The sequence below is a fragment of the Kitasatospora sp. cg17-2 genome, assembly GCF_054031055.1.
Window position 1 is genome coordinate 4554202 of record NZ_CM132923.1, and the last position, 25800, is coordinate 4580001.

Sequence of the window (25800 nt, forward strand, 5' to 3'; positions counted from 1 at the left end):
CCCCCTCGCTTCCCGGTGGGCTCAGATCGAGCCGACGACCTTCCGCGGGGTGAGGCGCACGACCACCCGCACGTCCTCGGGGCCGTCGAAGCCGTACGTCGCCTCGCCCCGGTACTTCAGCGACAGCTCGTCGATCAGCTCCCGGCCGCCCTCCCGGGTCAGCGAGACCTCGCCGCGGACCTCCAGGTAGGTGTACGGGTTCTCCGGCGGGTTGACCAGCAGCGAGACCCGCGCGTCCTTCAGCAGGTTGAGGTGCTTGCGGCGCCCCTCGACGGTGGAGAACAGGATGTCCTCGCCGTCGCGCTTCACCCACACGACCGAGGACTGCGGGCTGCCGTCCGGCTGGAGGGTGGTGATCACGGCGAAGCTCTTGTCGTCGATCAGGGCCTTGGCCTGGTCGGAGAGGTTTGCGGCCATCGGGACCTCGTTCTTCTCGTCGAGCGGCGGTGGAAAGGCGACTGCTGGGGCGAACCCGCATCGAAGAGTAGCGATTCGGGCTCCGGCAAAGGGTGTTGAACACCCGTCACCCCCGGTCTATTTCCGCCGCGGGTGCCCCGGCCCGCCGCCGGGCCACCGCCGCCGACCGGCGGCGGGTGCCGCGGCGGGTCAACGCCGTTCGTACACCAGGGCGGTGGCGATCGCGGCGAGGCCCTCGGCCCGGCCGGTGAGGCCGAGTCCGTCGGTGGTGGTGCCGGAGACCGAGACCGGGGCGCCGACCGCGGCACCGAGCGCGTCCTGCGCCTCCGCCCGGCGCTTGCCGATCTTCGGCCGGATCCCGATCACCTGGATCGCCACATTGCCGATCTCGAACCCGGCCTCGCGCACCAGCCGGGCCGCCTCGCCGAGCAGTTTCACCCCGGAGGCGCCGGCCCACTCCGGACGGTCGGTGCCGAAGTGCGCGCCCAGGTCGCCGATCCCGGCGGCCGAGAACAGCGCGTCGCAGGCCGCGTGCGCGGCCACGTCGGCGTCCGAGTGCCCGGCCAGGCCGACCTCGGCGTCCGGCCACTCCAGTCCGGCCACCCACAGCGGGCGGCCGGGCTCGAAGGCGTGCACATCGGTGCCGATGCCCACCCGGGGCAGGACGGGGGCGTGCGGATCAGTAGGCATCGGCGGCCCTCCGGCGGGCGAGTACGGCCTCGGCGAGCACGAGGTCCAGCGGACGGGTCACCTTGAAGGCCTCCTCGTGACCGGGCACCACGACCACCCGGCCGCCGAAGCGCTCCACCAGCCCGGCGTCGTCGGTGACCGGCGGCAGCGCGCCCCCGGACCCCGCCGACTCCTCGGCCAGCGCCTTGGCGTGCACCTCGGCCAGCGTGTCCCGGCGGAAGCCCTGCGGGGTCTGCACCGCGCGCAGGGTGGCCCGGTCGGGTGTGTCGAGCACCGGCTCGGGCCCGCCCCGGACGGGCTCGACCCGCTTGACGGTGTCGGCCAGCGGCACCGCCGGCACCACCGCCTCGGCACCGGCCCGGACGGCGGCCGCGACCGCGTCCACCACCTCGACCGGGACCAGCGGCCGGGCCGCGTCGTGCACCAGCACGATCCCGACCTCGGCCGGGATGGCGGCCAGCCCCAGGCGGACCGACTCCTGGCGGGTGTCCCCGCCGGCCACCACCCGGATGTCCTTGCCCTCGAGACCGTGGCTGTCGAGCAGGGCGACCACCTCGGCCACCCCGTCGGCGGGGGCCGCGACCACGACCAGGCCGACCGCGCGACTGCGGGTCAGCGCCCGGACCGCGTGCACCAGGAGCGGCACGCCGCCCAGGTCACGCAGGGCCTTGGGGGCGCCCGGTCCCAGCCGCTCGCCGCGGCCGGCGGCGGGAACCACTGCTGCTGCGATTGCTCCTGTGGCGTTCAGGTTTCACTCCTTCGGCGAAGTGGGTATGGCCATGGCGTGCACGACGGGCGCGGACCCCTTCCGAAGCACCACCGTCTTCCGCCCGCAAGATCAGCAGAAACGGTCATGCAGACCCGAGGCCGACCGGGCCACCGGGTGCGGGGCGTCGTCCGGACACGCCTCAGCGCCCGAAGTGCCACTGCACCACCCACGGACCGTAGGTCCGGTGGGCGGCGCGCCGGCATCGGGCGCTGTGAGCGTTGTGGAGCGGACGGCCGCTACGAGGCGAGCACCTCGTCGAGCAGCGTCTCCGCCTTGTCCTCGTTGGTGTTCTCCGCCAGCGCGAGCTCACTGACGAGGATCTGGCGCGCCTTGGCGAGCATGCGCTTCTCACCTGCGGAGAGGCCGCGCTCGCGCTCGCGACGCCAGAGGTCGCGCACAACCTCGGCGACCTTGATAACGTCACCCGAGGCGAGCTTCTCCAGATTCGCCTTGTAGCGACGGGACCAGTTGGTCGGCTCTTCGGTGTACGGTGCGCGAAGCACCTCGAAGACCCGGTCCAGACCCTCCTGGCCGACCACATCGCGAACGCCGACGAACTCCGCGTTCTCGGCGGGCACGCGGAGCGTCAGGTCTCCCTGCTGCACCTTGAGCACCAGGTAGGTCTTGTCCACACCTTTGATCTGGCGAATTTCGATGGCCTCGATCAGTGCGGCCCCGTGATGGGGGTAGACCACCGTGTCGCCAACCTTGAACGTCATGTGACAGGACCCCTTCCGTGGCTTTCCAGAATAACACGCTTTTCGGCGCACCCGAAGGGCGTTTTCGCAGGTCAGGGCCGGTCTCGGGGCTTGACAAGGACCCCCATGACGTGCTGCGACCGGTGTTCGAGGAGGGCTTCCCGCAGGTCGGAGGCGGTTCGACTGCCTGCCGAAACCTCTGGCAACGCTCCCGAAACCATGATTGGATCTTGGGTTTTCACCGTTTATCGGGCCGTTTCCCGATCGTGATCCGATCTTGGTCCCCGATTGACCTGAACACGCGGAGGTACCGCCGTCCGGAGGCCCCGGCGGGCGGATCGTGACACGAAGGGACCACCCCGTGAGGACGGCATAAGCGTGGTCGATAATCTGAACCTGACCTATCGACACGTGACCTAGGAGAAGCCGCCGCCGTGAGCCGCAGCCTTCGACGCGGCGGCATCGCCGCCATCGCCGCCCTCGCCATCGCCTCGCTGTCCTCCTGTGCCGCCGGGAACACCCCGGAGACGCTGGAGGTCAAGCCCGACACCGCGTCGGCGACCCTGGGCACCGACATCCGCCTGAACAACATCGTCGTGGTCACCGGGGACGAGTCCTCCGGCGAGCACACCGGCCCCGCCAACGTGACGGTGAACATCAGCAACAGCGGGACCGAGCCGATCGAGCTGCAGTCCATCACCGTCGGCACCGGGGCGACCGCCTCCTTCGCCGACGACAAGGGCGCCGCACTGCCCGCCATCGTCGTTCCGGCCGGCGGCGCGCTGCTGCTCGGCGGCCCGGGCGCCCCGACCGCCAAGATCGCCTCCACCACCGTGAGCGTGGGCGGCTACGTGCCGGCCTCGTTCGCGTTCAAGAACCACGAGAAGGTCGAGGCCGAGGCCCAGGTCAGCCCGAACAAGGGCCTGTACAAGGGCTACGGCCCGACCGCCGCCCCGGCCGCCGTGCCGCCGAAGGCCACCGCGCCGGCGACCGCCCCGGCCACCGGCGCCACCACCCCGGCGGCCCCGGCCACGGGCACCACCGCTCCCGCCGCCCACTGAGGCACAGCCGCGGCACGGGGCCGCGCGCCCACGGCCGCGGCCCAGGGCAGCACAAGGGGAACGCCCCCTCCGGAAGGATCCGGAGGGGGCGTTCGCCTGGGCTTCGGGCCGACCCGTCGGGGCCGGCCAGGCGGTTTACGGCTCGAACTTGTAGCCGAGGCCACGCACCGTGACCAGGTAGCGCGGCGCGCCCGGGTCCGGCTCGATCTTCGCCCGCAGCCGCTTGACGTGGACGTCCAGCGTCTTGGTGTCACCGACGTAGTCCGCGCCCCAGACCCGGTCGATCAGCTGCATCCGGGTGAGCACCCGGCCGGCGTTGCGCAGCAGCATCTCCAGCAGGTCGAACTCCTTGAGCGGGAGGTCCACCTTGGCGCCGTCCACGGTCACCACGTGCCGGTCGACGTCCATCCGGACCGGGCCCGCCTCCAGGGCGCCCGGGCCGCCGCCGTCGCCGGGGCCCTCGTTCTCGCCGCGGCGGCGCAGCACCGCACGGATGCGGGCCACCAGCTCACGGGTGGAGTAGGGCTTGGTGACGTAGTCGTCCGCGCCTATCTCCAGCCCGACCACCTTGTCGATCTCGCTGTCCTTGGCGGTGACCATGATCACCGGCACGTTGGAGCGGACCCGAAGCTGGCGGCAGACCTCGGTGCCGGGCAGCCCCGGCAGCATCAGGTCGAGCAGGACGAGGTCGGCGCCGTTCCGTTCGAACTGCTCCAGGGCGTCGGGGCCGGTGGCGGCGATGGCCACCTCGAAGCCTTCCTTGCGGAGCATGTACGAGAGAGCGTCGCTGAACGACTCCTCGTCCTCGACCACCAGTACTCGGGTCACGATCAGGCCTCCGGGGCAAGCTGGGGGGTTGTTTCTGACAGGGACTGCGGGGATCCGCCCACCAGGGGGCGGTCCACGGGGGCCTGCCCTGCGGGCAGGCGGACGGTGAAGGTGGAGCCCTGGCCCTCGACGCTCCACACCGAGACGGTGCCGCCGTGGGAGGCGGCCACGTGCTTGACGATGGAGAGGCCGAGACCGGTGCCGCCGGTCTGCCGCGAGCGTGCCGGGTCCACCCGGTAGAACCGTTCGAACACCCGCTCGCGGTCCTTCTCCGAGATGCCGATGCCCTGGTCGGTCACGGAGATCTCGATGAGCTCGCCGTCCGCCTCGCCCAGGGCGGCGGCGCTGGAGATCCGGCGGGTGGCGATGGCGACCCTGGTCCGGGGCGGGCTGTAGTTGACCGCGTTCTCGACCAGGTTGCCGAGTGCGGCGGCCAGCTGGCCCCGGTTGCCGTGCAGGTAGAGGCCGGCGATGCCGCCGGCCGCGATGAGGATCTGCTTGGCGGCGGCCTGCTGGCGGCAGCGGTCGATCGCCTCGGCGATCAGCTCGTCCACCGCGACCGGCTCCGGGTCGACCATCAGCCGGTCGTCCTGGACCCGGGAGAGGTCGATGATCTCCTGGACCAGGCTGGCCAGCCTGGTCGCCTCGATCTGCATCCGGCCGGCGAAGCGCTGCACCGCCTCCGGGTCGTCGGCCGCGTCGGCGACCGCCTCGGAGAGCAGCGAGAGCGCGCCGACCGGGGTCTTGAGCTCATGGCTGACGTTGGCCACGAAGTCCCGGCGGACGGCCTCCACCCGGCGGCGCTCGGTCTGGTCCTCGACCAGGACCAGGACCAGCCGGGAGCCCAGCGGGGCGACCCGGACCGAGACCGCCAGCGGTTCGGCGGCCCGCGCCGCGCCCGGACGGGGCAGCTCCAGCTCGATCTGCCGGATCTCGCCGTCCCGGCGGGTGCCCCTGGCCAGCGCGAGCAACTGGTCCAGGGCGACCGCGCCGCCGCGGACCAGGCCCATCGCGTAGGCCGCCGAGCTGGCCTTGACCACCTCGTCGCCCTCGCCGAGCACGATCGCGCAGGAGCGCAGCACGGAGAGGACCGTGTCGACGCCCGGCGGGAGCGGGGGTTCCTGCGCGGGGCCGAGGCCCTGATTCCGATTGGTGCCGCTGTGCCTGCCCTTCGCCTGCTCGCGCTCGCTCCAACGGAAAGCGATCGAGGCCGTGAGGCCGACGCCGAGCCCGGCTATGGCGCAGGCAGCGGCGGCGGCCACGTTCACGTCCATGGCGCCAGCCTAAGCGCACGATGCGGCCGTTCCCCCAGGTCCGGGTCAAGGGATCGACCACGCGTTGCCGAGAATTCACCTTCAAGTAGCTGCTGATTCACCGGACAGGTCGTGCGCGGTCGCCCGGACGGCCCAGAGTGGGCGCCGGAGCCCGTGTGGGAAGGGTGGCCCGGCCGAACAGCCGTCCGCCACCCCGGGTGCGCGCGTACGATGCGCGCCACCAGCAGCGGTCATTGGTGCGCCGTTCGGACGGTCGGCACCGGATGACCGGTCGGCACCGCCACCGACACAGCTACTGAGGAGAGAACAATGCGCGACGCGTACCACGAGGAACTCGACTCGATCGGCGACAGCCTGGTCGAGATGGCCCGGCTGGTCGGTTCCGCCCTCGGGCGGGCCACCACCGCCCTCCTCGACGCGGACCTGGCGCTTGCGGAGAGCGTGATCGCCGCCGACGGCAAGGTCAACGACCTGCACCACGACCTGGAGAACCGGGCGATCGACCTGCTCGCCCGCCAGCAGCCGGTCGCCACCGACCTGCGCATCGTCGTCACGTCGCTGCGGATGAGCGCGGACCTGGAGCGCTGCGGCGACCTCGCCCGTCACGTCGCCAAGGTCGCGCGGCTGCGCTACCCCGAGTGCGCCGTCCCGGCCGACCTGCACGCGACCGTCCTGGAGCTGGGCCAGCTCGCCCAGCGGCTGGTGGCCAAGGCCGGCCTGGTGATCGCCACCAAGGACGTCGACAAGGCGCTGGAGCTGGAGCAGGACGACGACGCGATCGACGCGCTGCACCGCGAGCTGTTCGCGCACCTCATCGACGAGCGCTGGCACCACGGCATCGAGACCGCGGTGGACGTCACCCTGGTCGGCCGCTACTACGAGCGCTTCGCCGACCACGCCGTCTCGGTGGCCAAGCGCGTGGTGTACCTGGTGACCGGCGAGCACGTGGACGAGTTCGTCGCCGCCTCCGAGGCCGCGGCCCAGCTCGACTGACCTCCCGCCGGGCGCCCGTCCTGGACTCCTCTCCCGGACTCCTCTCCCGGACGGCGCCCGGCCCCGGGAACGGGTAAACCCCGGCCGAGGGTGGTGGGGAAGCACACGAGCGTGGACTCCCCACCACCGCGCGCCTGTTGACGCCTCCTCCGGTCGGCGGTTTCACTCGATCCCGTGGGCACCGAAGCGTGCCCGTCATAAGGAGGGGTCCGCGCGATGAAGGCAAACCCGACCGGCCAGACCTCGGCTCCCGACACCGTGGAACCGCCCGCCCCGCGGCTGCTTCCCGTCCTCGCCGCCGGCTGCGGCTGCGGTCCGGGCTGCGGCTGCGGCTGTCAGTCCGGCGCACCCTGCCAGTGCGGCGGGGCCCAGGGCGGCTGCTGCGGCCACTGAGCGGCGTCCGGCCCGTCCGCTCCGCCGGACCCGTCCCCGGTACCGCCGCGGAGCTCCGGGGCGCGCGGCCGCCGTGGGAGACGGCCGTGCGCCCCGGACTCCTCACCGCCGGGACGCCGACGGGGCCTGCTGGGACGACCGGGACGACCGGCGTCAGAACCTGACGTCGGTGCAGGAGTAGAAGGCGTTGCCGGTGTCCGCGATCTCCCAGACCGCGACGACCACCTGGTGCCCGGTCCGCCCGCTCGGCAGGGGCGCGGTGTGGCTGAGGGTACTGGGCACCTGCGTGCCGTTGTAGGGGACGTTCAGGAACGGGGTCGACTCCAGGTTCGCCCGGGTGACCTTCTGGGTGGCGTCGTAGCCCGCCTTGGTCAGGTAGTACTTGAAGCCGGTCGTGGCGTGCCGGGCGGTGAACTTCCAGGTGAAGGTCAGCCGTTGGCCCGCCGAGACGGCGGTGGTCGGCCAGCCGCCGCCGCGCGGGTCGTCCAGTTCGGCGAACCGGCTGTTGCCGCCGGCGCAGATCGCGCCGTCGGCCGGACCTCTGCTCGGGAAGCCCTTCGGCCCCTCGACGCTCTGCGGCTCCCACTGGATCGCGCCGCAGTTCTGCACGGTGCCCGCCGCGCACAGCGCGGCCCGGCTGGGCGGGGTGCTGATGTAGCCGTGCGACTGGGCCGGCAGGGCGACCGCGACAGGCACCGACAGTGCGGCGATCACGGCTCCGACGACATGACGTGTGCGCATGGTGCTCCTCCGTGGGGGTGGATGGAGAGTGCGCCGAGCGCGGACACGCGCGCGTGGGGGCTTGGCATGCCTGCGCCGGGTGGCTGCTCACACGGTAGGAGCCGCCACCGGGACCGTCAATGGTCTGAACCACTTTTGCGGCACGCCGAACTCCCGCCCGGAACAGGGGAGTTGAACGCGACAGGCTCCGCCCTGCCGACAGCGGCAGCGGGACCGACGCAGCGGATCAGGAGATCCGGCAGAAGGCCACCGTTGCGTCGTCGCCGGACTTGAAGCGCGGCCAGCGGAGCCCCTCCGGATCCGTGGCCTCGACCCTCCGGACCGCCGAGATCAGCCCGGCGGCACCGTCCTCCCGGAGCGTCGCGAAGGCGTCCGCCCACGATGCGGCGCGGTACTCGGTGACGAGTCGCGAGGCCCCGTCGGACAGGACGGCCACCGCCCGGACGTCGGCCGGCGGCACGGCGCCCGTCAGCGCGTGCCGCGCCGCGTCCCCGCTGGAGGCGGCCACCCAGTAGCCGCCCGCGGTGTTCCGGGTGAGCCGCTGGGCCTCGACCATCCGGCGGACGGCCTCGGTGTGCTCGGGCGTCCCGGTGGCGAACCGTTCGGCCTCGGCGCGGAGTTCGGGCACCGTGGCGTCCACCCGCAGATCGGTGACCACCTGGTGGCCGTCGGCCCGCTCGAAGACGATCGGCGAGTCGGCGAGGACCAGGTAGTCGAGGCTGTCGACCCCGGCCCGCAGGACCGACACCGTGGCCGACGGCGTACCCGGGTTGCCGAGGTCGCACCCGGGGTGGAGCGCGGCCACCTGGTCGAGGGCCCGGGCCAGCCCGTCGGCCAGCGGCCGGCCGGGCTCCGCCAGCGCGGCCACCAGGTGCCCGCCCAACTGGGCGACGTACCAGGGGACGCCGTGCCGGCAGCCGGTGTCCAGCCCGGCCGTGCTCAGGCCGTCCAGGACGACGGCGAGCGTGGACGTGGCCGCCACCCAGTCCTCGTTGGGGTTCGAGCCGCCCGGGGCGGTCGCGACGGAAACGCGCATCTGTCAGGCCTCGTGTCGGTGGATCGGAGTGGCCTTGCCGCTCTCCGGAGCTTCCGGTGCCTCCGGTGCCACGGCAGGAGGGCCGAGGGCGGGCCACGAAGGCTGACGGCCCGCGGACGGCCCCGACGTACCGACGGCCCCGATATGAGGACGGCCCCTCACCGGCGCCGAACGCGCAGGTGGGGGCCGTTCCGGCAAGTGGCTTACTTCTTGCCCTGGTTCTTGACCGCCTCGATCGCGGCCGCGGCGGCGTCCGGGTCGAGGTAGCGGCCGCCGGGGACGGTCGGCTTGAAGTCGGCGTCCAGCTCGTAGACCAGCGGGATGCCGGTCGGGATGTTCAGGCCCGCGATGTCGGCGTCGGAGATGCCGTCGAGGTGCTTGACCAGCGCGCGCAGGCTGTTGCCGTGGGCGGTGACCAGCACGGTGCGGCCGGCGGTGAGGTCCGGGACGATGGCGTCGTACCAGTACGGCAGCATCCGCTCGACGACGTCCTGGAGGCACTCGGTGCGCGGACGGAGCTCGCTCGGGATCCCGGCGTAACGGGCGTCGCCGGCCTGCGAGTACTCGGAGTCGTCGGCCAGCACCGGCGGCGGGGTGTCGTACGAGCGGCGCCAGAGCTGGAACTGCTCCTCGCCGAACTCCGCCAGGGTCTGGGCCTTGTCCTTGCCCTGGAGCGCGCCGTAGTGCCGCTCGTTCAGGCGCCAGCTGCGGCTGACCGGGATCCAGTGGCGGTCGGCCTTGTCCAGCGCGATCTGCGAGGTGCGGATCGCGCGGCGCAGCAGCGAGGTGTGCAGGACGTCCGGGAGGTAGCCCTCGGCGGCGAGCAGCTCGCCGCCGCGCGCGGCCTCCTTCTCGCCCTTCTCGTTGAGGTCGACGTCGACCCAACCGGTGAACAGGTTCTTCTGGTTCCACTCGCTCTCGCCGTGACGGAGCAGGATGAGTCGGTACGTCGTGTCAGCCATGGCGCCCAGCTTAGTGGAGCCCGATAAAACCCCTGGTGGGCGGACCCCCTGATGGGTAAGGTGTGCATCACGTCAGTGACACTTACCTTGCCGCCGAGCGGTCCTGCCCGAGTGCTCGGTGGTCGGCCGCCTGCCCGGGAGCCCCCACATGCCCGTTTCCGTCCGTGCCCGCGCGGTCAGAGCCGTCGTCGAAGCCATGAGCGGACTGCCGCGGCAGTTCTGGTGGCTCTGGACCAGCACCCTGATCAACAAGCTGGGCGCGTTCGTGGTCACGTTCCTGGCACTCTACTTGACCACCGAGCGGGGCTACTCGGCCTCCTACGCGGGGCTGGTCGCCTCGTTGTTCGGCCTGGGCTCGGCGTTCGCCTCGCTCGTCGCCGGGGTGCTGAGCGACCGGATCGGACGGCGGCCGACGCTGGTCGCCGCGCAGCTCGGCACCGCGCTGTTCACCGCGGTGCTCGGCTTCACCGACGGCCAGGTGGCCATCGCGGTGGTCGCCTTCCTGGTCGGCTTCTGCAACAACGCGACCCGGCCCGCCACCTCGGCGATCATCGCGGACATCGTGCCCGCGGAGGACCGGGTCCGCGCCTTCGCGCTGAACTACTGGGCGATCAACATCGGCTTCGGCCTCTCCGCGGCGGCGGCCGGCCTGATCGCGACCCACGGCTACCTCACGCTCTTCCTGCTGGACGCGCTCTCCACGGTGGTCTGCGCGGTGGTCATCTTCGTCCGCATCCCCGAGACCAGGCCCGACACCCCCGCCGTGACCCCGGGCGGCCCGAAGGCGAAGCCGGCGATCGGCCTCGCCGCGGTCTTCCGGGACGGCCGCTTCATGGCGGTGGTGGTGCTCAACCTGCTGCTCGCCCTGGTCGCCCAGCAGGGCTCCACCACGCTGGCCGTGGACATGGGCCGGTCCGGCATCACCGCCACCCAGTACGGCTTGGTGATCGGCCTCAACGGCCTGCTCATCGTGGTGCTCCAGATCCCGCTCACCCGGTGGATGGAGGGCCGGGACCGGACGGCGCTGCTCGTCGCCAGCGCGCTGTTCATCGGCTGGGGCTTCGGGCTGACCGCGCTGGCCGGATCCTCGGCCTGGTTCTACGCCTTCACGGTGGCGGTCTGGACGCTCGGCGAGATCCTGAACGCGCCGACCATGATGGGCCTGGTCGCCGAGCTGTCGCCGGCCGAGGCGCGCGGCCGCTACCAGGGCGTGTACTCGCTCTCCTGGTCGCTGGCCTCGTTCCTCGGGCCGGCCGCGGGCGGGGTGCTGCTGGAGCGGGCCGGCAGCGGGGTGATGTGGGGGGCGTGCGCGGTGCTCGGCACGGTCGCCGCGGGCGGGTACGTCCTGCTCGGCCGGCGGCCGGGGGCGGCGCTGGCCACGTCGGACGTGGTGGGGGCGGGAACGGTGGCGCCGGGCACCGCGGGGCCGGGAACGGTGCGGGTGGTCCCGGCGGACGCCGTCGAGCCGGAGCGGGCCGCGACGGGCGGCTGAGCCTGCCAGCCCCTCCGGCCCGCCCGCCGTCGGCCCGCTACTCGGCGGCGGCGGGCGCCGTCGCGGCGGGATCCGGGACCGGCCCGGCGAGGTGGGCGAAGGCCGCCAGGTTGCGGGTCGACTCCCCGCGCTTGGTGCGCCACTCCCACTCCCGCCGGATCGCGGTGGCGAAGCCCAGCTCCAGCAGGGTGTTGAACGGCTCGTCGGCGTTCTCCAGCACCGTGCCCAGCAGCCGGTCCACGGTGTCCGGGGTCAGCGCCTCCAGCGGCAGCCGGCCCGCCAGGTAGACGTCCCCGAGCCGGTCGACCGCGTACGCCACGCCGTACAGGCGGGTGTTGCGCTCCAGCAGCCAGCGGTAGACGGCCTCGTGGTTCTCGTCCGGGCGCCGGACCACGAAGGCGTTGACCGAGAGGGTGTGGTCACCGATCCGCAGCGCACACGTGGTGCTCAGCTTCCGGGTGCCCGGGAGGGTCGCCACCAGGGTGAACGGATCGGCGGCGGCCGTCTCCCAGGCCACCCCGGCCTCGTCCAGGGCGGTGCGCAGGAGGGTCAGGGCCTCGTCCTTGGTGCGGAATGCCATGGGGCTGACGTTACTCGGGAGTACGGCGGCGCGCAGCAGCGCGGGTCGCGCCGAGGCCCGGCGACGGGCGGCCGGGGCGCGGCCCGCGCCCCGGCCGCTCAGGCGAGCAGCCTGCGGGCCCCGGTCAGCCGGCCCGCCGGGCGGGCCAGGGTGCCGGCGTACACCTCGGCGGTGGTCGCGGCGGCGGTGTCCCAGCCGAACCCGGCCGCGTGCCGCGCCGCCGCACCGCCCCGCCGGACCACCAGCTCCGGGTCGACGACGTACGGCTCCAGCGCCCGCGACCAGTCCGCCGGGTCGTGGCCGTGCACCAGGGTGCCCGTCACGCCGTCCCGGACGGCGACCGGCAGGCCGCCCACCGCGGCCGCGACCACCGGGGTGCCGCAGGCCTGCGCCTCCAGCGCGACCAGCCCGAACGACTCGCTGTACGAGGGCATCACCAGCGCGGTCGCGGCCCGGTACCACTCGGCGAGCATCGCCTGGCCGACCGGCGGGTGGAACCGCACCACATCGCCGATGCCCAGCTGGGCGGCGAGCTTGTGCAGGCTCTCCGGACGGGCCAGGCCGGTGCCGGACGGACCGCCGACCACCGGCACCACCAGCCGCTCGCGCAGCTCCGGACGCCGCTCCAGCAGCACCGCGACCGCGCGCAGCAGCACGTCCGGGGCCTTCAGCGGCTGGATCCGGCCCGCGAAGAGCAGCACCGCCGCGTCGGCGGGCAGTCCCAGCCGGGCCCGGGCGGCGCGGCGGGCCTCCGCCGTCCCCGGGGCGCCCGCACCGCCGGGGCGGAAGACGTCCAGATTGACGCCCGGGTGGACGACGGCCAGCTGCTCGGGGCGGGCCGCGTAGAAGCGGGCCAGCTCGGCGGCCTCCTCGGTGGTGTTGGCGATCAGCCGGTCAGCCGCCTCCACCACCTGGGTCTCGCCGATGACCCGGGCCGTCGGCTCGGGGGTGTCGCCCTCGGCCAGCGCCGCGTTCTTCACCTTCGCCATGGTGTGCATGGTGTGCACCAGCGGGACGCCCCAGCGCTGCGCGGCCAGCCAGCCGACCTGGCCGGAGAGCCAGTAGTGCGAGTGGACCAGGTCGTAGTGCCCGGGCCGGTGGCCGGCCTCGGTGCGCAGCACCCCGTGGGTGAAGGCGCAGAGCTGGGCCGGCAGGTCCTCCTTGACCAGTCCCTCGTACGGACCGGCCGTGACGTGCCGCACCAGCACGCCGGGGGCCAGCTCCACGGTGGGCTCGTCGTCCGAGCAGATCGACCGGGTGAAGACCTCGACCTCGATGTTGAGCGCGGCCAGGCGCTTGGCCAGCTCGACGATGTAGACGTTCATGCCGCCCGCGTCGCCCGTGCCCGGCTGGTGCAGCGGGGAGGTGTGGACACTGAGCATCGCTATCCGGCGCGGGCGGCGCCGGCCGGCCTGGACGAGCGACTGGATCCGGCCGCGCGCGGGCGTGGCCGACTGGGCACGGCGTACCGAACGGACGGGGTGCTGGATCACCTGGCTGAAGCCTCCTCGTGTGCTGCCCGCCTCGCAGCCCTTGCCTGCTGCCTACTGCCTGTTTCCTGCGTGTTCCGGTGTGTGCGCCGCCGCCCGCGCCGCCCGGCCGGACGTCCGCCCGGGGCGCGCGTCGGCCTGCCGCCCCGTCCGGGCACACATCACCACCAGTCTGCCAACCACGCGATCGGCGACCCGCATTCCCGGATCGCCGGACGAGATGGCCCACGTGGCCGGGGGTCGGTGCCCGCGGCCCCGCCGGTGGCTCCGGTCGCTGCCCAGCCGCCGCCCAGCCGCCGCCCCGTCGCGGGCCCGCCTCGGAGTGCCCGCGGGTCCGCCGCAGGGCACCCGCCGTCCGGTCGGGGCCGGGCCCGTACCCTGAGGGACATGGCCGCCTCCTCCTTCGATTCCGCGACCGCGCCCGCCCGCGGACCGGCCCGGCGGCCGGTGGGCACCGTGACCCGCGGCACCACCAACACCAACCGGCTGCGGCGGATGGACCGCTGGATCGCCCACACGCTCGGGCCCGCGCTGCGGTCCGCCGACCGCCCGCCGACCGCCGTCGACCTCGGGTACGGCGCCGCCCCGTGGACGGCCGTCGAGCTGTCCGGGCGGCTGCGGACGGTACGGCCGGACGTCCGGGTGGTCGGCATCGAGATCGAACCGGCCCGGGTCGCCGCGGCGCTGCCGTACGCGGTGCCGCCGCTGCTGACCTTCCGGCGCGGCGGCTTCGAGGTCCCGCTGGACGGCGGCGGGTCCGCCCAGCTGATCCGGGCCGCCAATGTGCTGCGCCAGTACGACGAGTCCCAGGTGGCCTCGGTCTGGGAGCGGCTGTGCGCCCGGCTGTCCCCGGACGGGCTGCTGGTCGAGGGCACCTGCGACGAGATCGGCCGCCGGCACGTCTGGGTGGCGCTCGGCCCGGAGGGACCGAGGACGGTCACCTTCGCGGCCCGGCTGGGCGGCCTCGACCGGCCGTCCGACCTGGCCGAACGGCTGCCGAAGGCGCTGATCCACCACAACGTGCCGGGCCGGCCGGTGCACGCGTTCCTCCGCGACTTCGACCGGGCCTGGGCCGCGGCCGCGCCCTACGGGGCGTTCGGCGCCCGGCAGCGCTGGGTGGCCGCCTGCACCGCGCTGGCCGGGGCCTGGCCGCTGGTGGACGCGCGCGGCCGGTGGCGGCAGGGCGAGGTCACCCTGCCGTGGACGGCCCTGGCCCCGTAGCCGCCACCGGTCCCCCGGCCCGCTCCCCCGACCGGCGGCGCACCGGACGGGCAGCTCGGCGAGTGCCCGCGAGCGAGTCCACGGATTCACTCGAACGAGTTATCGAATATCTCTGGCGTGTTGACGCCCCGTCACGCCACCATGGGAGCACCCGGTCAGTACCTCACTCCTGCCCCGTCAGCCCCAGCTCCCGTCCGACCCCGGCGAAGACTTCGTACATCTCCGCCCCGAACAGCACGAACCGCACCTCCTCCGGCCCGTCCTCGCGCTCCGCCACCACCGCCGCGACGGTCCCGAGCGCGATCCTGGCCGCATCCGCCGGCGGCCACCCGTAGATCCCGGCCGACACCGCCGGGAAGGCCACCGTGCGCGCGCCCAGCTCCGCCGCCACCCGGAGCGACTCGCGGTAGCAGGAGGCCAGCAGCTCCGCCCGCTCCTCGTACTCGTCCGCCAGATGGACCGGCCCCACGGTGTGCACCACCCAGCGGGCCGGGAGGTCACCGGCCGTGGTCGCCACCGCCCGCCCGGTGGCCAGCCCCCGCCCGTACCGTGAGGCCCGCAGCTCGCGGCACTCCGCCAGAATCCGCGGTCCGCCCCGGCGGTGGATCGCACCGTCCACCCCACCACCGCCCAACAATGAGGAATTGGCGGCGTTCACCACCACGTCCACCTGCTGCGCCGTGATGTCACCCTCGACCAGGGTGATGCGCGTCACCGTGTCACAACCCCTTTCCAGACCCGACCCGGCGCCCGCTCCACGGGCCACCGCTCACTTCCCCGCCCTGTCCGTCACACTGCCACCGGCACGGCACGAGCCACAACGACGCCGGCCGGCCAGAGAAATCCCCGGAGATCACGTTATGGTCGCCAGAAGTTCCCCGACGCAGGGTGCCGAGCGGGCACTGCGGACGGACGTCGGCCGTTACGCACTCGGGGAAAGGGAGGATCAGTCGATGCCCGCAACGGGAGACGGGCGGGCACCTGGTGCCACGGGCTCGCCGGGCGCCCAGGGCGGCGCCCGACCCGGGCACGCCCAGGACCGGTCCGCCCCCGGAGCGCCCGCCCACGGCTGCGCTCCCGACCGCACCCCGACGCCGGGGAAGCACCCGGCCCGGCCACCGGAACGCCGGGCGGACCGGCGCTCGGAGCGCCCCGCCAAGGCCACCGCGCCGATACCCCACCCCCGGTCGAAGGCCGCCGCCGGACCGGCGCCGACCACCGGACCGGCCACCTCCCCCGTCACCGCCCCGCTCAAACTGCTGGTCATCGAGGACGACGCCACCGATGCCCACCTGCTCAAGGCCGCGGTGGCCGACAGCGGCGCCCCGATCGAGATCCACTGGACCCGCGGCCTCGACCAGGCCTTCGCCCTGCTCGCCCCCACCTCGTCCGGCTCCCGGCGCGGCCGGTCGCGCGGCGGCGATCCCGGCCGGGGCGGCGACTTCAGCTGCGTCCTGCTCGACCTCGCCGCCCCCGCCGACCTGCCCCACCCCTCCGACCCCTCCGACGGTCTGGAGGGCCTGCACGAGCTGCTCCGCCGGGCCCCGCACACCGCCGTCGTGGTGCTCACCGACGCCGCCGGCGCCGAACTCGGAGCGGCCGCCGTGGCCGCCGGCGCCCAGGACTTCCTGATCAAGAACGAGACCGACGGCCCGCTGCTCGCCCGCGCCCTGCGGTACGCCGTCGAACGCAAGCGTGCCGACGAGTCGCAGCGCCGGCTCGTCGAGGCCGAGCTGCGCGGCCAGGAGAACGCCCGCCTCCAGCGCCACCTGCTGCCCACCCCGCTGCTCGACGGTGCCAACCTCTCCTTCACCCGCCGCTACCGCCCCGGCCGCCGCCGCGCCCTGCTCGGCGGCGACTTCTACGACGCGGTCCGCACCGACGACGGCACCGTCCACGTGGTGATCGGGGACGTCTGCGGCCACGGCCCCGACGAGGCCGCGCTCGGGGTGGCGCTCCGGATAGCGTGGCGCACCCTGGTCTTCGCCGGCCTCACCGGCGAGACCCTGCTGACCACCCTCCAGCACGTCCTGGAGCACGAACGGCGCAGCGACGAGATCTTCGCGACGCTGTGCATGCTGGTCATCGAGCCGGTCGACCCCGGCAACCCCGGGGCCGTCGAACGGGCCCGGCTCTACCTCGCCGGCCATCCCCCGCCGCTGCTGCTCGGCGAGGACCACACCCCGATCGGGCTCCCCGCCGAGCACGCCGGCCCCGCCCTCGGACTGCTCCCCTGCGACGACGGCCAGGCCGTCTGGCCGTCGCACGTCTTCGAGCTGCGCCGCGGCTGGCGGCTGCTGCTCTACACGGACGGACTGATCGAGGGCCGGATCGGCGCCGGTTCGCGCCGCCTCGGCCAGGACGGCCTGGCCGAGCTGATCGGCGACCACCAGTCCGCCGGGCTCACCCGGGGGCGGCTGGTCGACAGCGCGATCGCCGAGGTCGAGGAGCTGAACGGCGGGGCCCTGACGGACGATGTCGCGGTGCTGCTGCTGGAGCGCAACCCGACCCAGCTGATCCTGGGCTGACGGCCGGGAACGGCCGGGCCCCGGTCGTCCGGCGGGTCGCTCCGCCCGGACGACCGGGGCCCGGCTGTCCACTGCTGTCGGGGCCGGGCCCGTCGCCGGGCCCGAGCGGCTACCAGGGTCCGTACGGCCCCATGTTGCGCTGGTCGCCCCGGCCGCCGCCCCGGTTGGTGAGCGCGCGGATCGCCGGGCGGACATCGACCACGTAGACGATCGCGGCGACCAGGCCCCCCAGCGTGAGGAAGCTGGTCATGAAGTTGGCGCCGAAGAGCAGGTCCAGACCGAACGCGATACCGAGGACCGCCAGCCAGAAACCCTTGGTCTTCTTGTCGGCCGCCCGGTACCCGTCCTCCGGGCGGGTGGCGGCGTCGACCAGGGCGAACAGCTTGTAGCCCAGGATGGCGACGGCCAGCCACCAGAACGGGTTCAAGTAGTCCAGGATCAGAATCTGGGCCACTCCGCCCATCACGGCCTCCTCTGCGTCTCGCTGCGGCACACCTGCCCGCCCATCCTGGCACGGCGCACGGTCCACCAAGGGGTCAAACGGCCCGGCGGCACCCGACGTGCCCCGGGGTGCCGGAGCTCCGGCCCGGCCGGCGCGGAGCTACTCCGCGCTCTTGCGGGACCGGCCGCGCTTCGGGGCGACCGGCGCCTCCTCCTCGACCAGCTCGCCCTCGACCAGCTCGCCGGCCTCGGCCGACTCCGGGTCCACCCGCTCGGCGACGGCCTCGCCCGCGACGGCCCCGTCGTCGGCGCCACGGCCCCGGTCCACCGCGACCTTGCCGCGCTCGGCCAGGTCGTCGTAGGTCTCCTTGGCCTTGACCGCCAGCTCGACGGCGCGGCCGACCTGCTGGAGGGCGAAGCTCTGCGCCTTCTCCTGCAGCGCCTTCAGGTCGGTCGGCAGGGCGGTCACCGAGCCGCTGACCTTGGCCTGCGCGTCGACCAGCCGGGCCTGGGCCTCGGCCAGCGCGGCGGTGGCCTTCTCCTGGGTGCCCTTGCGGTCGGCCGCGAGCGCCTCCACCCGGCCCGGCACCTCGCGGAGCTTCTCGTACGCGAGGTCGCCGGCTCCGGCGAGCGCGTAGAGCGGGGTCGGGTCGGTCAGGGTCTTCTTGATGTCGTCCGTGATCGGCATGGCCGGTCCTCCCGTGGTGTTTAGGGTGCCTCGCCCCGGTGCTCGTCCGTGCTCCCGCCCACGCCTCCGGCCGGGTCCTCGGCGGCGTTCTCCTTGAGGAAGGCGTCGTAGACCGCGAGCAGCGCCTGCTTCTGCCGCTCGTTGATCAGCGGATCGGCCAGGATCGAGGCCCGCAGCTCCAGGCCCTCACCGCGCCGTTCCTCCAGGATTCCGGCCTGGACGTAGAGCGTCTCCGCCGAGATCCGCAGTGCCTTGGCGATCTGCTGCAGGATCTCCGCGCTCGGCTTGCGCAACCCTCGCTCGATCTGGCTGAGGTAGGGGTTGGACACGCCGGCGGCCTCCGCCAGCTGCCGCAGCGAGTACTGCGCATTGCGCCGCTGCTCGCGGATGTACTCGCCCAGCGGGCCGACGTTCAGTGAGGCCATGCGAACACCCTGCCCCACCGCGCTTGCAATTGCAAGCACCGTGCTAGCGCCAGCAAACAGCCGACCCGACGCGAGGCGCGTCGGGCCGGCTCCGGTGCCGGGCGGGCTCCGGTGCCGGGCGGGCTCCGGTGTCGGGCGGGCTCCGGTGTCGGGCGGGGAGGCTTCGGGCTCAGGCGGGGAGGCGGACCGGCATCAGGACGGAGAAGGTGCCGGGGCGGTCGGCGGGGCGGACGGCGAGGGGCGTGATCGGGCCGCCGAGTTCGAGGACCAGCTGCCCCGGGGCGTCGACCGGGAGGGCCTCCAGGAGGAAGTCGCGGTTGACCGCCACCCGGAGGGCACCCGCGGCCCCGTCGGCCTCGGCGTCCGGCGCGGCGACGGCGAACCGGCCCTCGCCGTCGACGGTCAGCAGGGCGACCTCGCAGGCCGCGCCGTGCGGTCCGGACGGCAGGCTGCTGGTCGCGGCGGACACGAGGGCCGCGCGCAGCTCGGCGGCGGGCAGGTCGATCCGGTGGACCGGCTCCAGCCGGACCAGGGGCCGGTAGTCCGGGTAGTCGTGGTCCAGCGCGGCGCCCTCGATCCGGTGGCCGCCCACCGTGACACGCACCTCCCCGGCGCCGAGCGCCAGCTCCACCGCCCCCTCGGCGGAGCCGAGCAGCGCGCGGACGGCGTCGGCCAGCGCGACCGGCACGACGGCCGACGCGGCGGGCGCGGCAGGTGCGGCAGGTGCGGCAGGCGCCACGGACTCCTCGGACCCCTCGGACCTCGAAGACTCCACAGTCACCTCGGCGAGGGCGATCCGGTAGCGGTCGGTCGCGACCAGCCGCAGCAGACCGCCGTCGAGGTCGAACAGCACGCCGGACAGCACCGGCAGCTCGGGGTCGCCGCCGACGGCGAAGCGGACCGCGTCCAGGGCTTCGGCCAGCTCCCGGGCGGGAACGGTGAAGCGGTACTCCACGGGGGTCGTGGTCATCGGGTTCTCCCTCTGGTCGATCAACCGGCGGATCGAGGAGAGTTCGCGGCGCGCGTCGGCGAGGCCGTCCTCCAGCCGGCGCAGATGCCCGTCCACCAGTCGCTGGGCGGCGCCGCTGCCGGGCGCCGCGCCGAGCACGGCCCGGATGTCGGCCAGCGGCAGGCCCACCCGGCGCAGCCGGGCGAGCAGGCGGGCGTCGGCGAGCTGCCCCGGGGCGTACCAGCGGTAGCCGGTGCGCGGGTCGACGCGGGCGGGGGCGAGCACCCCGGCGCCGTCGTAGAAACGCAGGGCGCTGATGCTCAGACCACTGTCGCGGGCCAGCTCGCCGATGCTGCGCAGGTCGCTCTCCATGCCGGGGACTCTGGGGCCTCGACCGGGTCGAGGGTCAAGCGGGGAGGCCGGACCGGGCCGACGATACCGCCGCCCGACACGCCGGACGGAAGTTCTCGCGATCATTGGTTGAACTTTGAACGAGTCGGGTCTACAGTGGAGACATCAAGTTGAAGCCTAAACAAATGGCTTCGAACCCGAGGAGGAGCCATGGGCCTGTTCAACCGCACCAAGACCATCGAGACCGCGACCACCGCCGTCGCCGTCGCCGAGAACCCGGCCGGCCAGGACCTCGGGCTCGGCCACCTCACCGGTGACTGGACCATCGACACCACCCACAGCGAGATCGGCTTCGCCGTCCGCCACGCGATGGTCACCAACGTCAAGGGCCGCTTCACCGAGTACGAGGGCAAGCTGCACCTGGACGGCACCACCCCGACCGACTCCCGCGCCGATCTGGTGATCAAGGTCGCGAGCATCGACACCAACCAGGCCCAGCGCGACGAGCACCTGCGCACCAGCGACTTCTTCGCCGCCGAGACCTTCCCGGAGATGCGCTTCCGCAGCACCGCCGCCGAGCGGGTGGGCGACGAGTCCTACCGGATGAGCGGCGAGCTGACCATCAAGGACGTCACCCGCCCGATCACCCTGGACCTCGACTTCACCGGTCACGCCGTCGACGCCTACGGTGCCGACCGGGTCGGATTCGAGGGCAAGGCCGTCCTGGACCGCACCGACTGGGGCCTGACCTACAACGCCGCGCTGGAGACCGGCGGCGTGCTGATCGGCGAGAAGGTCAAGCTCACCTTCGACATCTCCGCCGTGAAGGCGGCCTGACCCGGCCGACCTCGGCTGCGGGCCCTGCGGGGCTCCCGACAGCGCGGGCGCGCGCGTCGGCCCTCCGGCCGACCGCCCGCCGGCACCCGATTCCACCGCTGCCGACCCCCGAGCGGCAGGGGTGGAGTCGTATCCCGCCACAACAACCCGTCGTGGCACGGTGATTCCTGATCCGGTGAATCCCGGGCCGGTGAATCCGGCTCCGGTGAGTCCCGGTTCGGTGAGTCCCGGGCCGGTGAATCGATCGAATCCGATCGGCCGGCCGGTCCCCTACTGGACCGCCAGCAGCGCGGCGTCCGGCACCGGCAGCCAGCTGCCCGCCGGGCGGCGCAACCAGCGCTCGCGCGCGCCGAGTTCGGCCGCCGCCGCCAGCAGCGCGGTCAGCCCGGGATGCCGCAGGTCCGGGCGGTGCACCAGGCTCACCAGACTGAGCGGGACCGGCTCGACCAGCGGCACGTTCACCGCACCCGGCAGCACCGGGCCGCCGACGGTGGTCAGCATCGGGTCGCCGTGCCGGGCCAGGTAGCGGGCCGTCTCGTCGACCCCCACCGGCGGGACCCGCGGGGGCGCCGCGTCCAGACCGTGCTCGTCCAGCAGCAGCCGGCCGAGGTCGGCCCACTCGGTGGTCGCCGGATTGCCCGCGCAGATGTCCACCGGGTGCCCGGCCAGTTCGGCGAGCCGCAGCGCCGGCCGTCCGGCCAGCGGGTGGCCGGCCGCCATCATCACCGAGACCGCCTCCAACCTGACCGGGCGCTGCGCGAGCCGGGACCTCGCCCCGGCAGGCAGTCCGGCGTAGCGGCCGAACGACACGTCCAGCCGGTGCGCGAGCAGTTCGGTGGCCGCGGCCGCCAGACCGCCGTGGAAGCGAGCCAGCAGTTCGCCCTCCGGCCAGGCGGCACGGGCCCGTTGGAGCAGCCGGTCGCTGGTGAGGTCCGGGCCGGTCACGTCGCTGTTGAGGTCGAGCAGCAGCGGCCGGTGCGCGACACCGGCCAGGATCTCGTCGTGCAGGGCCAGCAGTCGGCGCGCCTTGGGCAGCAACCCGTGCCCGGCGGTGGTGAGTTCGACACTGCGGGTGGTGCGGAGGAACAGCGTGTCGCCGAGCAGCCGTTCCAGCGTCCGGACGTCCCGGCTGAGCGCCTGCTGGGCCACGTGCAGCCGCTCCGCGGCGCGGCCGAAGTGCAGCGTCTCGGCGGTCGCGACGAAGCCTCGCAGCAGGCGGGGGTGCAGGTCGTGGGGCATGGCGGCAGGCTAGCAACGCGGGGCCGACCGGTCGGGCGGGGCCGTACGAAGGCCGCCCGACCCCCGTCAACAGCATTCTGTTGTCAGTCCGGCGGAACAGGTGTTGGACCGCGAACGACCGGCGGCCCGAGGCTGGAGCCCTTCCCCTCCCCCTCTCTCCCGCGGAGTCCCGTGCTCGCCCCGTACCGACGTCTGTTCACCCGGCCCGGCACCGTCGCCTTCACCCTGGCCGGACTGCTCGCCCGGCTCTCGATGTCGATGACCGGCGTCTCCCTGGTGGTGCTGATCGCCGAACGGCGCGGCTCCTACGCGCTCGCGGGCACCGTCGCCGCGGCCGGGCTGGTCGCCGTGGCCATCGGCATGCCGCTGATCGGCCGGCTCGTCGACCGGTTCGGGCAGGCCCGGGTGACCGTCCCGGCGGTGCTGTACAACCTGGTACCGCTGTGCGGACTGCTGCTCTGCGTCCGCCTCGGCGCGCCCGACTGGACGCTCTACCTCTGCTGGGCGGCCGGGTCCGCGGTGCCGAACCTCGGCGGCATGGCGCGGGCCCGCTGGGCGCACCTGCTCCGTGACGCACCGGACGACCGGCACCTCGCCAACTCCCTGGAACAGGCCCTGGACGAGCTCTGCTTCATGGCCGGACCGGTGCTCGGCATGGTCCTGTGCACGACGGTCGCCCCGGAGGCGGGAATGCTCGCCGCCGGCGGGGCCGGTGCGGGCGGCGCGCTGCTCTTCGCGGCCCAGCGGCGGACCGAACCGCCGACGGCCGCCCGCCCCACCGCCACCGCCACCGGCACCGGCACCGGCACCGGCGCCACGGACGGAACGCGCTCGCCGCTGCGGGTACCGGCGCTCCGGGTGCTCACCCTGACCTTCCTCAGCACCGGCATGGTCTTCGGCGCACTCGACCTGACCACCGTCGCGTACGCGGACGCGCTGGGGAACCGGCCGGTCGCCGGCGGGCTGCTGGCCCTGGTGGCGGCCGGATCCTGTGTGGCGGGGCTGGTCTTCGGCACCCTGCGGCCGACCGGCCCCGCAGGTGCGCGCTTCCTGCGGGGCGTGGCGGCGATGGCGGGGCTCCTGCTCCTGCCGCTCGCCGCCGGGCTGGGCGGCGCGGGGCTCGCACTGCTAGGCGTCGCCCTCTTCGTGGCCGGCACGGGCACCGCGCCGACCATGGTCACCGGCATGACGCTGATCCAGGAGCTGCTGCCCCAGCGGCAGTTGAACGAGGCGATGGCGATCGCGGTGTCCGGGATCATGATCGGCATATCCGCCGGTTCGGCGCTGGCCGGCACCCTCGCCGAACACGCCGGGCCCGGCGCGGGCTACTGGATCCCGGCGGGGGCGGCGGCGCTCGCCCTGCTGATCGCCCTCGCGGGCCGCCGCCACCTGGGCGTCGGGGCCCGGCCCTCGGACCGAACGGCTTCCGGAGCCACTGTCAGTACCACCCGCTAGTTTTCGGGCATGACCAGCACCGTCGAATACGTCCGGGGCGATGCCACGGCGCCCCTGGGCAAGGGGGCGAAGGTGATCGCGCACGTCTGCAACGACCTCGGGGGCTGGGGGAAGGGGTTTGTGCTGGCGGTCTCCCGGCGCTGGGCCGAGCCGGAGGCGGCGTACCGGCGGTGGCACCGGGAGCGCGCGGAGAACGACTTCGGGCTCGGCGCGGTCCAGTTGGTCCAGGTCGCGGAGTACCTCTGGGTGGCCAACCTGATCGGCCAGCGCGGCATCCGGAAGGGTCGCTCCTCCGGGCCGCCGGTGCGGTACGAGGCGATCGACACCGCGCTGGCGACACTCGGCGGGCACGCGCTGGCCCTCGGCGCCTCGGTGCACATGCCGCGGATCGGCTGCGGACTGGCGGGCGGGCGCTGGGAGTCGGTGGAGCCGCTGGTGCGGGCCCGGCTGACGGAACGGGGGGTGCCGGTGACGGTCTACGACCGCGACTGACCGGCCGGCGCGACGGCCGACCAGGTGTACTCGTACTCGGGCAGCGTGTGACCACCGGGGAAGACGCCCTGCCCGGCCGCGGTGCGCCTGCCGCCGGCGCGCTCGTAGAACGCGATCGCGCGGGTGTTGGCCTGCAGCACCTCCAGGTAGAGGTCGGCCCCGGGGTGCTGTCGGGCGACATGGGCGCGGGCCGCGTCCAGCAGGTCCCCGCCGATCCCGGAGCCGGTCAGCCCGGGGCGGACGTGCAGGTTGTCGAGCAGCACCCGGCCGTCCGGCATCGGGACCAGGTAGGCGAATCCCACGGTGTCGCCCGCCCGTTCGGCGATCAGCAGTTCGGGGGTCGCCTCCGGGCTTCCGTAGTCGACGCTCAGCCGCAGTTCCCAGATCTCGCGCCGCTCGTCCGCCAGCCCGTCGCCGAGGGCGCTGTCGGGGACGAGACCGGTGTACGCGCTGCGCCAGCTGGCGGCGTGCAGTGCGGCGACGGCGTCGGCGTCCCGGGCGTTCCCCCGGCGGATGGTGGTGATCACGGAACGAGCCTCTCATCCGGCCTGAACGCGTTCAAGCCCTGCTCGAAGTCATGGCATGCTTTTGAACGCGTTCGAAGAGATTCGAGAAGAGTTCACGGAGAACGGTGCCCGCGTCGGCACCGGATGCGGAGGGGGCATCCGGTGCCGTCCGTGCCGGCACCGCCTGGGACTCGGCCGATCGGGTCAGGCCCTCTCTGTCGGATCACGTCGGACCAGTGGGCGTTGTTGGAGTGCGTGCCTCGGCGGTGCGGAGGAGGGAGTCCATGCGGAGCATCGGCGACCGACGACAAGCCGGCGAGGTGCGTGCTCCGGCGGCGCCCGCCCGGCGTGATCCGACAGAGAGGGCCTAGGCTCGGGGCCGTGGACGACCTGGCAGCGACGAACGGCCCGAGCGCGACGAACGACGGCAGCGGCACCGACGGCGGCACCCCTTCGGCACCCGCCGAGACACGTGGCAGTCGCGCCCAGCCGAAGACGGACAAGAGCGAGCAGACCCGGGCCCTGATCCTGGAGACCGCGATGCGGCTCTTCCAGGAGCGCGGCTACGAGAAGACCACCATGCGGGCCATCGCCGCCGAGGCGGGTGTTTCGGTCGGAAATGCTTATTACTACTTCTCGGCAAAAGAATTTCTCATCCAGGGTTTCTACGACCGGATGACGTACGACCACGCGGCGGACGCCAGGAATCGCATGGCCGACACCCGGGACTTCGCCGAGCGCCTGGAGATCGCCCTGGTCTCCTGGCTCGACACGGCGGCCCCGTACCACGAGTTCGCCGCGCAGTTCTTCCGCACGGCGGCCGACCCCTCCAGCGCCCTGAGCCCGTTCTCCAACGAGTCGCACCCGGCCCGGGCCACCGCGGTCGCACTGTTCCGCGACGTGCTGCAGGGCTCCGACCTGGCACCGAAGCTGGACGCCGAACTGGTCGAGCTGCTGCCCGACGTGCTCTGGCTGCACCTCATGGTCGTCGTCCTCTACTGGGTCTTCGACCGGACCGAGGACACCGAACGGACCCGGGAATTCGTCCGTCGGTCCACCCCCATGGCGGCCCGGGTGATCAACCTCTCGCGTTATCGGGTGTTCCGCCCGATCGTCCGTGACGCCAAGGGACTCATCCAGGACTTCATCCTTCCCACCATCGGGAAGACCGCCGTCAAATAGCGCGCGGAGAACCGCACTCAGCAAAGCGGAACGGCCGGACCGCGGGCAGCGGGCCGGCCGTT

General features: G+C 73.6%; 27 protein-coding genes. 9 read left to right on the forward strand and 18 right to left on the reverse strand.

Annotated elements, in window-relative coordinates; translation table 11 throughout:
• Positions 1-21 precede the first annotated feature (21 nt).
• The 4 genes from ACW14Y_RS19095 to ACW14Y_RS19110 form a co-directional block, all read right to left on the reverse strand.
• On the reverse strand, positions 22-417 hold the full coding sequence (locus tag ACW14Y_RS19095) for a PPOX class F420-dependent oxidoreductase (RefSeq protein WP_380312632.1): 396 nt from the start codon (positions 415-417) through the stop codon (positions 22-24).
• Positions 418-606: 189 nt separating this feature from the next.
• A complete protein-coding gene (ispF, locus tag ACW14Y_RS19100) occupies positions 607-1107 on the reverse strand; it encodes a 2-C-methyl-D-erythritol 2,4-cyclodiphosphate synthase (protein ID WP_380307980.1) in 501 nt (166 codons plus the stop codon).
• Complete coding sequence (ispD, locus tag ACW14Y_RS19105) at positions 1097-1855, reverse strand: 2-C-methyl-D-erythritol 4-phosphate cytidylyltransferase (protein ID WP_456988206.1); 759 nt, start codon at positions 1853-1855, stop codon at positions 1097-1099. Before ispD ends, ispF begins: the two co-directional genes overlap by 11 nt.
• A 257-nt stretch (positions 1856-2112) precedes the next feature.
• Positions 2113-2595 (reverse strand): CarD family transcriptional regulator, encoded by a 483-nt coding sequence (locus tag ACW14Y_RS19110; protein ID WP_030244332.1) that lies wholly within the window; start codon positions 2593-2595, stop codon positions 2113-2115.
• A 413-nt stretch (positions 2596-3008) separates the two neighbouring features.
• On the opposite strand from ACW14Y_RS19110, the gene ACW14Y_RS19115 reads away from it, so the two are divergent.
• Complete coding sequence (locus tag ACW14Y_RS19115; RefSeq protein ID WP_456987784.1) at positions 3009-3635, forward strand: DUF461 domain-containing protein; 627 nt, start codon at positions 3009-3011, stop codon at positions 3633-3635.
• A gap of 135 nt (positions 3636-3770) precedes the next feature.
• Here the strand turns inward: ACW14Y_RS19115 and ACW14Y_RS19120 are convergent, their stop codons facing one another.
• Positions 3771-4463: a response regulator transcription factor gene (locus tag ACW14Y_RS19120; protein WP_030305055.1), complete on the reverse strand. Its 693-nt coding sequence runs from the start codon at positions 4461-4463 to the stop codon at positions 3771-3773.
• Between the two features lie 2 nt (positions 4464-4465).
• A complete protein-coding gene (locus ACW14Y_RS19125) occupies positions 4466-5737 on the reverse strand; it encodes a sensor histidine kinase (RefSeq protein WP_266311726.1) in 1272 nt (423 codons plus the stop codon).
• A 309-nt stretch (positions 5738-6046) separates the two neighbouring features.
• On the opposite strand from ACW14Y_RS19125, the gene phoU reads away from it, so the two are divergent.
• A complete protein-coding gene (phoU, locus tag ACW14Y_RS19130; RefSeq protein WP_266270156.1) occupies positions 6047-6730 on the forward strand; it encodes a phosphate signaling complex protein PhoU in 684 nt (227 codons plus the stop codon).
• A gap of 546 nt (positions 6731-7276) precedes the next feature.
• Here phoU and ACW14Y_RS19135 read toward each other — a convergent pair.
• The 3 genes from ACW14Y_RS19135 to ACW14Y_RS19145 form a co-directional block, all read right to left on the reverse strand.
• Positions 7277-7864: a lytic polysaccharide monooxygenase auxiliary activity family 9 protein gene (locus ACW14Y_RS19135; RefSeq protein WP_456987787.1), complete on the reverse strand. Its 588-nt coding sequence runs from the start codon at positions 7862-7864 to the stop codon at positions 7277-7279.
• Positions 7865-8090: 226 nt separating this feature from the next.
• On the reverse strand, positions 8091-8900 hold the full coding sequence (locus tag ACW14Y_RS19140; protein WP_380307989.1) for a hypothetical protein: 810 nt from the start codon (positions 8898-8900) through the stop codon (positions 8091-8093).
• A 203-nt stretch (positions 8901-9103) separates the two neighbouring features.
• Positions 9104-9862, reverse strand: a complete 759-nt coding sequence (locus ACW14Y_RS19145; RefSeq protein WP_375984757.1) for a phosphoglyceromutase — start codon at positions 9860-9862, stop codon at positions 9104-9106.
• A gap of 148 nt (positions 9863-10010) precedes the next feature.
• On the opposite strand from ACW14Y_RS19145, the gene ACW14Y_RS19150 reads away from it, so the two are divergent.
• Positions 10011-11354, forward strand: coding sequence for an MDR family MFS transporter (locus ACW14Y_RS19150; RefSeq protein ID WP_456987790.1), 1344 nt, complete (start codon positions 10011-10013; stop codon positions 11352-11354).
• Between the two features lie 37 nt (positions 11355-11391).
• On the opposite strand, the gene ACW14Y_RS19155 is transcribed toward ACW14Y_RS19150, so the two are convergent.
• Together ACW14Y_RS19155 and mshA are read right to left on the reverse strand one after the other, a co-directional pair.
• The gene (locus ACW14Y_RS19155; RefSeq protein WP_266311731.1) at positions 11392-11934 is read right to left on the reverse strand and encodes a type III secretion system chaperone family protein; all 543 of its coding nucleotides are present in this window, start codon (positions 11932-11934) and stop codon (positions 11392-11394) included.
• Positions 11935-12032: 98 nt separating this feature from the next.
• Positions 12033-13364 (reverse strand): D-inositol-3-phosphate glycosyltransferase, encoded by a 1332-nt coding sequence (mshA, locus tag ACW14Y_RS19160; RefSeq protein ID WP_380308016.1) that lies wholly within the window; start codon positions 13362-13364, stop codon positions 12033-12035.
• 447 nt (positions 13365-13811) lie between these two features.
• On the opposite strand from mshA, the gene ACW14Y_RS19165 reads away from it, so the two are divergent.
• A complete protein-coding gene (locus ACW14Y_RS19165) occupies positions 13812-14645 on the forward strand; it encodes a methyltransferase domain-containing protein (RefSeq protein WP_053651105.1) in 834 nt (277 codons plus the stop codon).
• Positions 14646-14808: 163 nt separating this feature from the next.
• On the opposite strand, the gene ACW14Y_RS19170 is transcribed toward ACW14Y_RS19165, so the two are convergent.
• Positions 14809-15360 carry an O-acetyl-ADP-ribose deacetylase gene (locus ACW14Y_RS19170; protein ID WP_380308018.1) on the reverse strand — a complete coding sequence of 184 codons (552 nt, stop codon included), beginning with the start codon at positions 15358-15360 and terminating at the stop codon, positions 14809-14811.
• Between the two features lie 238 nt (positions 15361-15598).
• Here ACW14Y_RS19170 and ACW14Y_RS19175 point away from each other — a divergent pair, with 238 nt between their 5' ends.
• Positions 15599-17173, forward strand: a complete 1575-nt coding sequence (locus tag ACW14Y_RS19175) for a PP2C family protein-serine/threonine phosphatase (RefSeq protein ID WP_380307994.1) — start codon at positions 15599-15601, stop codon at positions 17171-17173.
• A gap of 109 nt (positions 17174-17282) precedes the next feature.
• On the opposite strand, the gene ACW14Y_RS19180 is transcribed toward ACW14Y_RS19175, so the two are convergent.
• The 4 genes from ACW14Y_RS19180 to ACW14Y_RS19195 all read right to left on the reverse strand — a co-directional run bounded on the left by ACW14Y_RS19180 (position 17283) and on the right by ACW14Y_RS19195 (position 20048).
• A complete protein-coding gene (locus tag ACW14Y_RS19180) occupies positions 17283-17636 on the reverse strand; it encodes a DUF2516 family protein (protein WP_380307996.1) in 354 nt (117 codons plus the stop codon).
• 138 nt (positions 17637-17774) lie between these two features.
• Positions 17775-18302, reverse strand: a complete 528-nt coding sequence (locus ACW14Y_RS19185) for a hypothetical protein (RefSeq protein ID WP_456987794.1) — start codon at positions 18300-18302, stop codon at positions 17775-17777.
• 20 nt (positions 18303-18322) lie between these two features.
• Positions 18323-18727: a helix-turn-helix domain-containing protein gene (locus ACW14Y_RS19190; protein WP_380308000.1), complete on the reverse strand. Its 405-nt coding sequence runs from the start codon at positions 18725-18727 to the stop codon at positions 18323-18325.
• A 169-nt stretch (positions 18728-18896) separates the two neighbouring features.
• Complete coding sequence (locus tag ACW14Y_RS19195; RefSeq protein ID WP_456987796.1) at positions 18897-20048, reverse strand: DNA polymerase III subunit beta family protein; 1152 nt, start codon at positions 20046-20048, stop codon at positions 18897-18899.
• Between the two features lie 189 nt (positions 20049-20237).
• Between ACW14Y_RS19195 and ACW14Y_RS19200 the strand changes: the two genes are divergently transcribed.
• The gene (locus ACW14Y_RS19200) at positions 20238-20864 is read left to right on the forward strand and encodes a YceI family protein (RefSeq protein WP_456987798.1); all 627 of its coding nucleotides are present in this window, start codon (positions 20238-20240) and stop codon (positions 20862-20864) included.
• Positions 20865-21134: 270 nt separating this feature from the next.
• Here the strand turns inward: ACW14Y_RS19200 and ACW14Y_RS19205 are convergent, their stop codons facing one another.
• Positions 21135-22103, reverse strand: coding sequence for a LysR family transcriptional regulator (locus tag ACW14Y_RS19205; protein ID WP_380440235.1), 969 nt, complete (start codon positions 22101-22103; stop codon positions 21135-21137).
• 171 nt (positions 22104-22274) lie between these two features.
• Here ACW14Y_RS19205 and ACW14Y_RS19210 point away from each other — a divergent pair, with 171 nt between their 5' ends.
• Together ACW14Y_RS19210 and ACW14Y_RS19215 are read left to right on the forward strand one after the other, a co-directional pair.
• The gene (locus ACW14Y_RS19210) at positions 22275-23558 is read left to right on the forward strand and encodes an MFS transporter (RefSeq protein ID WP_456987801.1); all 1284 of its coding nucleotides are present in this window, start codon (positions 22275-22277) and stop codon (positions 23556-23558) included.
• A 9-nt stretch (positions 23559-23567) separates the two neighbouring features.
• A complete protein-coding gene (locus tag ACW14Y_RS19215) occupies positions 23568-24050 on the forward strand; it encodes a macro domain-containing protein (RefSeq protein ID WP_456987803.1) in 483 nt (160 codons plus the stop codon).
• On the opposite strand, the gene ACW14Y_RS19220 is transcribed toward ACW14Y_RS19215, so the two are convergent.
• Positions 24035-24577 (reverse strand): GNAT family N-acetyltransferase, encoded by a 543-nt coding sequence (locus tag ACW14Y_RS19220; RefSeq protein ID WP_456987805.1) that lies wholly within the window; start codon positions 24575-24577, stop codon positions 24035-24037. The genes ACW14Y_RS19215 and ACW14Y_RS19220 overlap by 16 nt on opposite strands.
• A 360-nt stretch (positions 24578-24937) precedes the next feature.
• Between ACW14Y_RS19220 and ACW14Y_RS19225 the strand changes: the two genes are divergently transcribed.
• Positions 24938-25738 (forward strand): TetR/AcrR family transcriptional regulator, encoded by an 801-nt coding sequence (locus ACW14Y_RS19225; protein ID WP_266311741.1) that lies wholly within the window; start codon positions 24938-24940, stop codon positions 25736-25738.
• Positions 25739-25800: the final 62 nt, after the last annotated feature.

What these genes read in the sequence shown, in the direction of transcription:
- ACW14Y_RS19205 (WP_380440235.1), bottom strand. Translation starts at nt 22,103, where the DNA reads ATGCCCCACGACCTGCACCCCCGCCTGCTGCGAGGCTTCGTCGCGACC.
- ispF (WP_380307980.1), bottom strand. Translation starts at nt 1,107, where the DNA reads ATGCCTACTGATCCGCACGCCCCCGTCCTGCCCCGGGTGGGCATCGGC.
- ACW14Y_RS19135 (WP_456987787.1), bottom strand. Translation starts at nt 7,864, where the DNA reads ATGCGCACACGTCATGTCGTCGGAGCCGTGATCGCCGCACTGTCGGTG.
- ACW14Y_RS19125 (WP_266311726.1), bottom strand. Translation starts at nt 5,737, where the DNA reads ATGGACGTGAACGTGGCCGCCGCCGCTGCCTGCGCCATAGCCGGGCTC.
- ACW14Y_RS19180 (WP_380307996.1), bottom strand. Translation starts at nt 17,636, where the DNA reads ATGGGCGGAGTGGCCCAGATTCTGATCCTGGACTACTTGAACCCGTTC.
- phoU (WP_266270156.1), top strand. Translation starts at nt 6,047, where the DNA reads ATGCGCGACGCGTACCACGAGGAACTCGACTCGATCGGCGACAGCCTG.
- ACW14Y_RS19195 (WP_456987796.1), bottom strand. Translation starts at nt 20,048, where the DNA reads ATGGAGAGCGACCTGCGCAGCATCGGCGAGCTGGCCCGCGACAGTGGT.
- ACW14Y_RS19095 (WP_380312632.1), bottom strand. Translation starts at nt 417, where the DNA reads ATGGCCGCAAACCTCTCCGACCAGGCCAAGGCCCTGATCGACGACAAG.
- ACW14Y_RS19155 (WP_266311731.1), bottom strand. Translation starts at nt 11,934, where the DNA reads ATGGCATTCCGCACCAAGGACGAGGCCCTGACCCTCCTGCGCACCGCC.
- ACW14Y_RS19215 (WP_456987803.1), top strand. Translation starts at nt 23,568, where the DNA reads ATGACCAGCACCGTCGAATACGTCCGGGGCGATGCCACGGCGCCCCTG.
- ACW14Y_RS19185 (WP_456987794.1), bottom strand. Translation starts at nt 18,302, where the DNA reads ATGCCGATCACGGACGACATCAAGAAGACCCTGACCGACCCGACCCCG.
- ACW14Y_RS19140 (WP_380307989.1), bottom strand. Translation starts at nt 8,900, where the DNA reads ATGCGCGTTTCCGTCGCGACCGCCCCGGGCGGCTCGAACCCCAACGAG.
- ACW14Y_RS19165 (WP_053651105.1), top strand. Translation starts at nt 13,812, where the DNA reads ATGGCCGCCTCCTCCTTCGATTCCGCGACCGCGCCCGCCCGCGGACCG.
- ACW14Y_RS19110 (WP_030244332.1), bottom strand. Translation starts at nt 2,595, where the DNA reads ATGACGTTCAAGGTTGGCGACACGGTGGTCTACCCCCATCACGGGGCC.
- ACW14Y_RS19200 (WP_456987798.1), top strand. Translation starts at nt 20,238, where the DNA reads ATGGGCCTGTTCAACCGCACCAAGACCATCGAGACCGCGACCACCGCC.
- ACW14Y_RS19145 (WP_375984757.1), bottom strand. Translation starts at nt 9,862, where the DNA reads ATGGCTGACACGACGTACCGACTCATCCTGCTCCGTCACGGCGAGAGC.
- ACW14Y_RS19150 (WP_456987790.1), top strand. Translation starts at nt 10,011, where the DNA reads ATGCCCGTTTCCGTCCGTGCCCGCGCGGTCAGAGCCGTCGTCGAAGCC.
- ACW14Y_RS19190 (WP_380308000.1), bottom strand. Translation starts at nt 18,727, where the DNA reads ATGGCCTCACTGAACGTCGGCCCGCTGGGCGAGTACATCCGCGAGCAG.
- ACW14Y_RS19175 (WP_380307994.1), top strand. Translation starts at nt 15,599, where the DNA reads ATGCCCGCAACGGGAGACGGGCGGGCACCTGGTGCCACGGGCTCGCCG.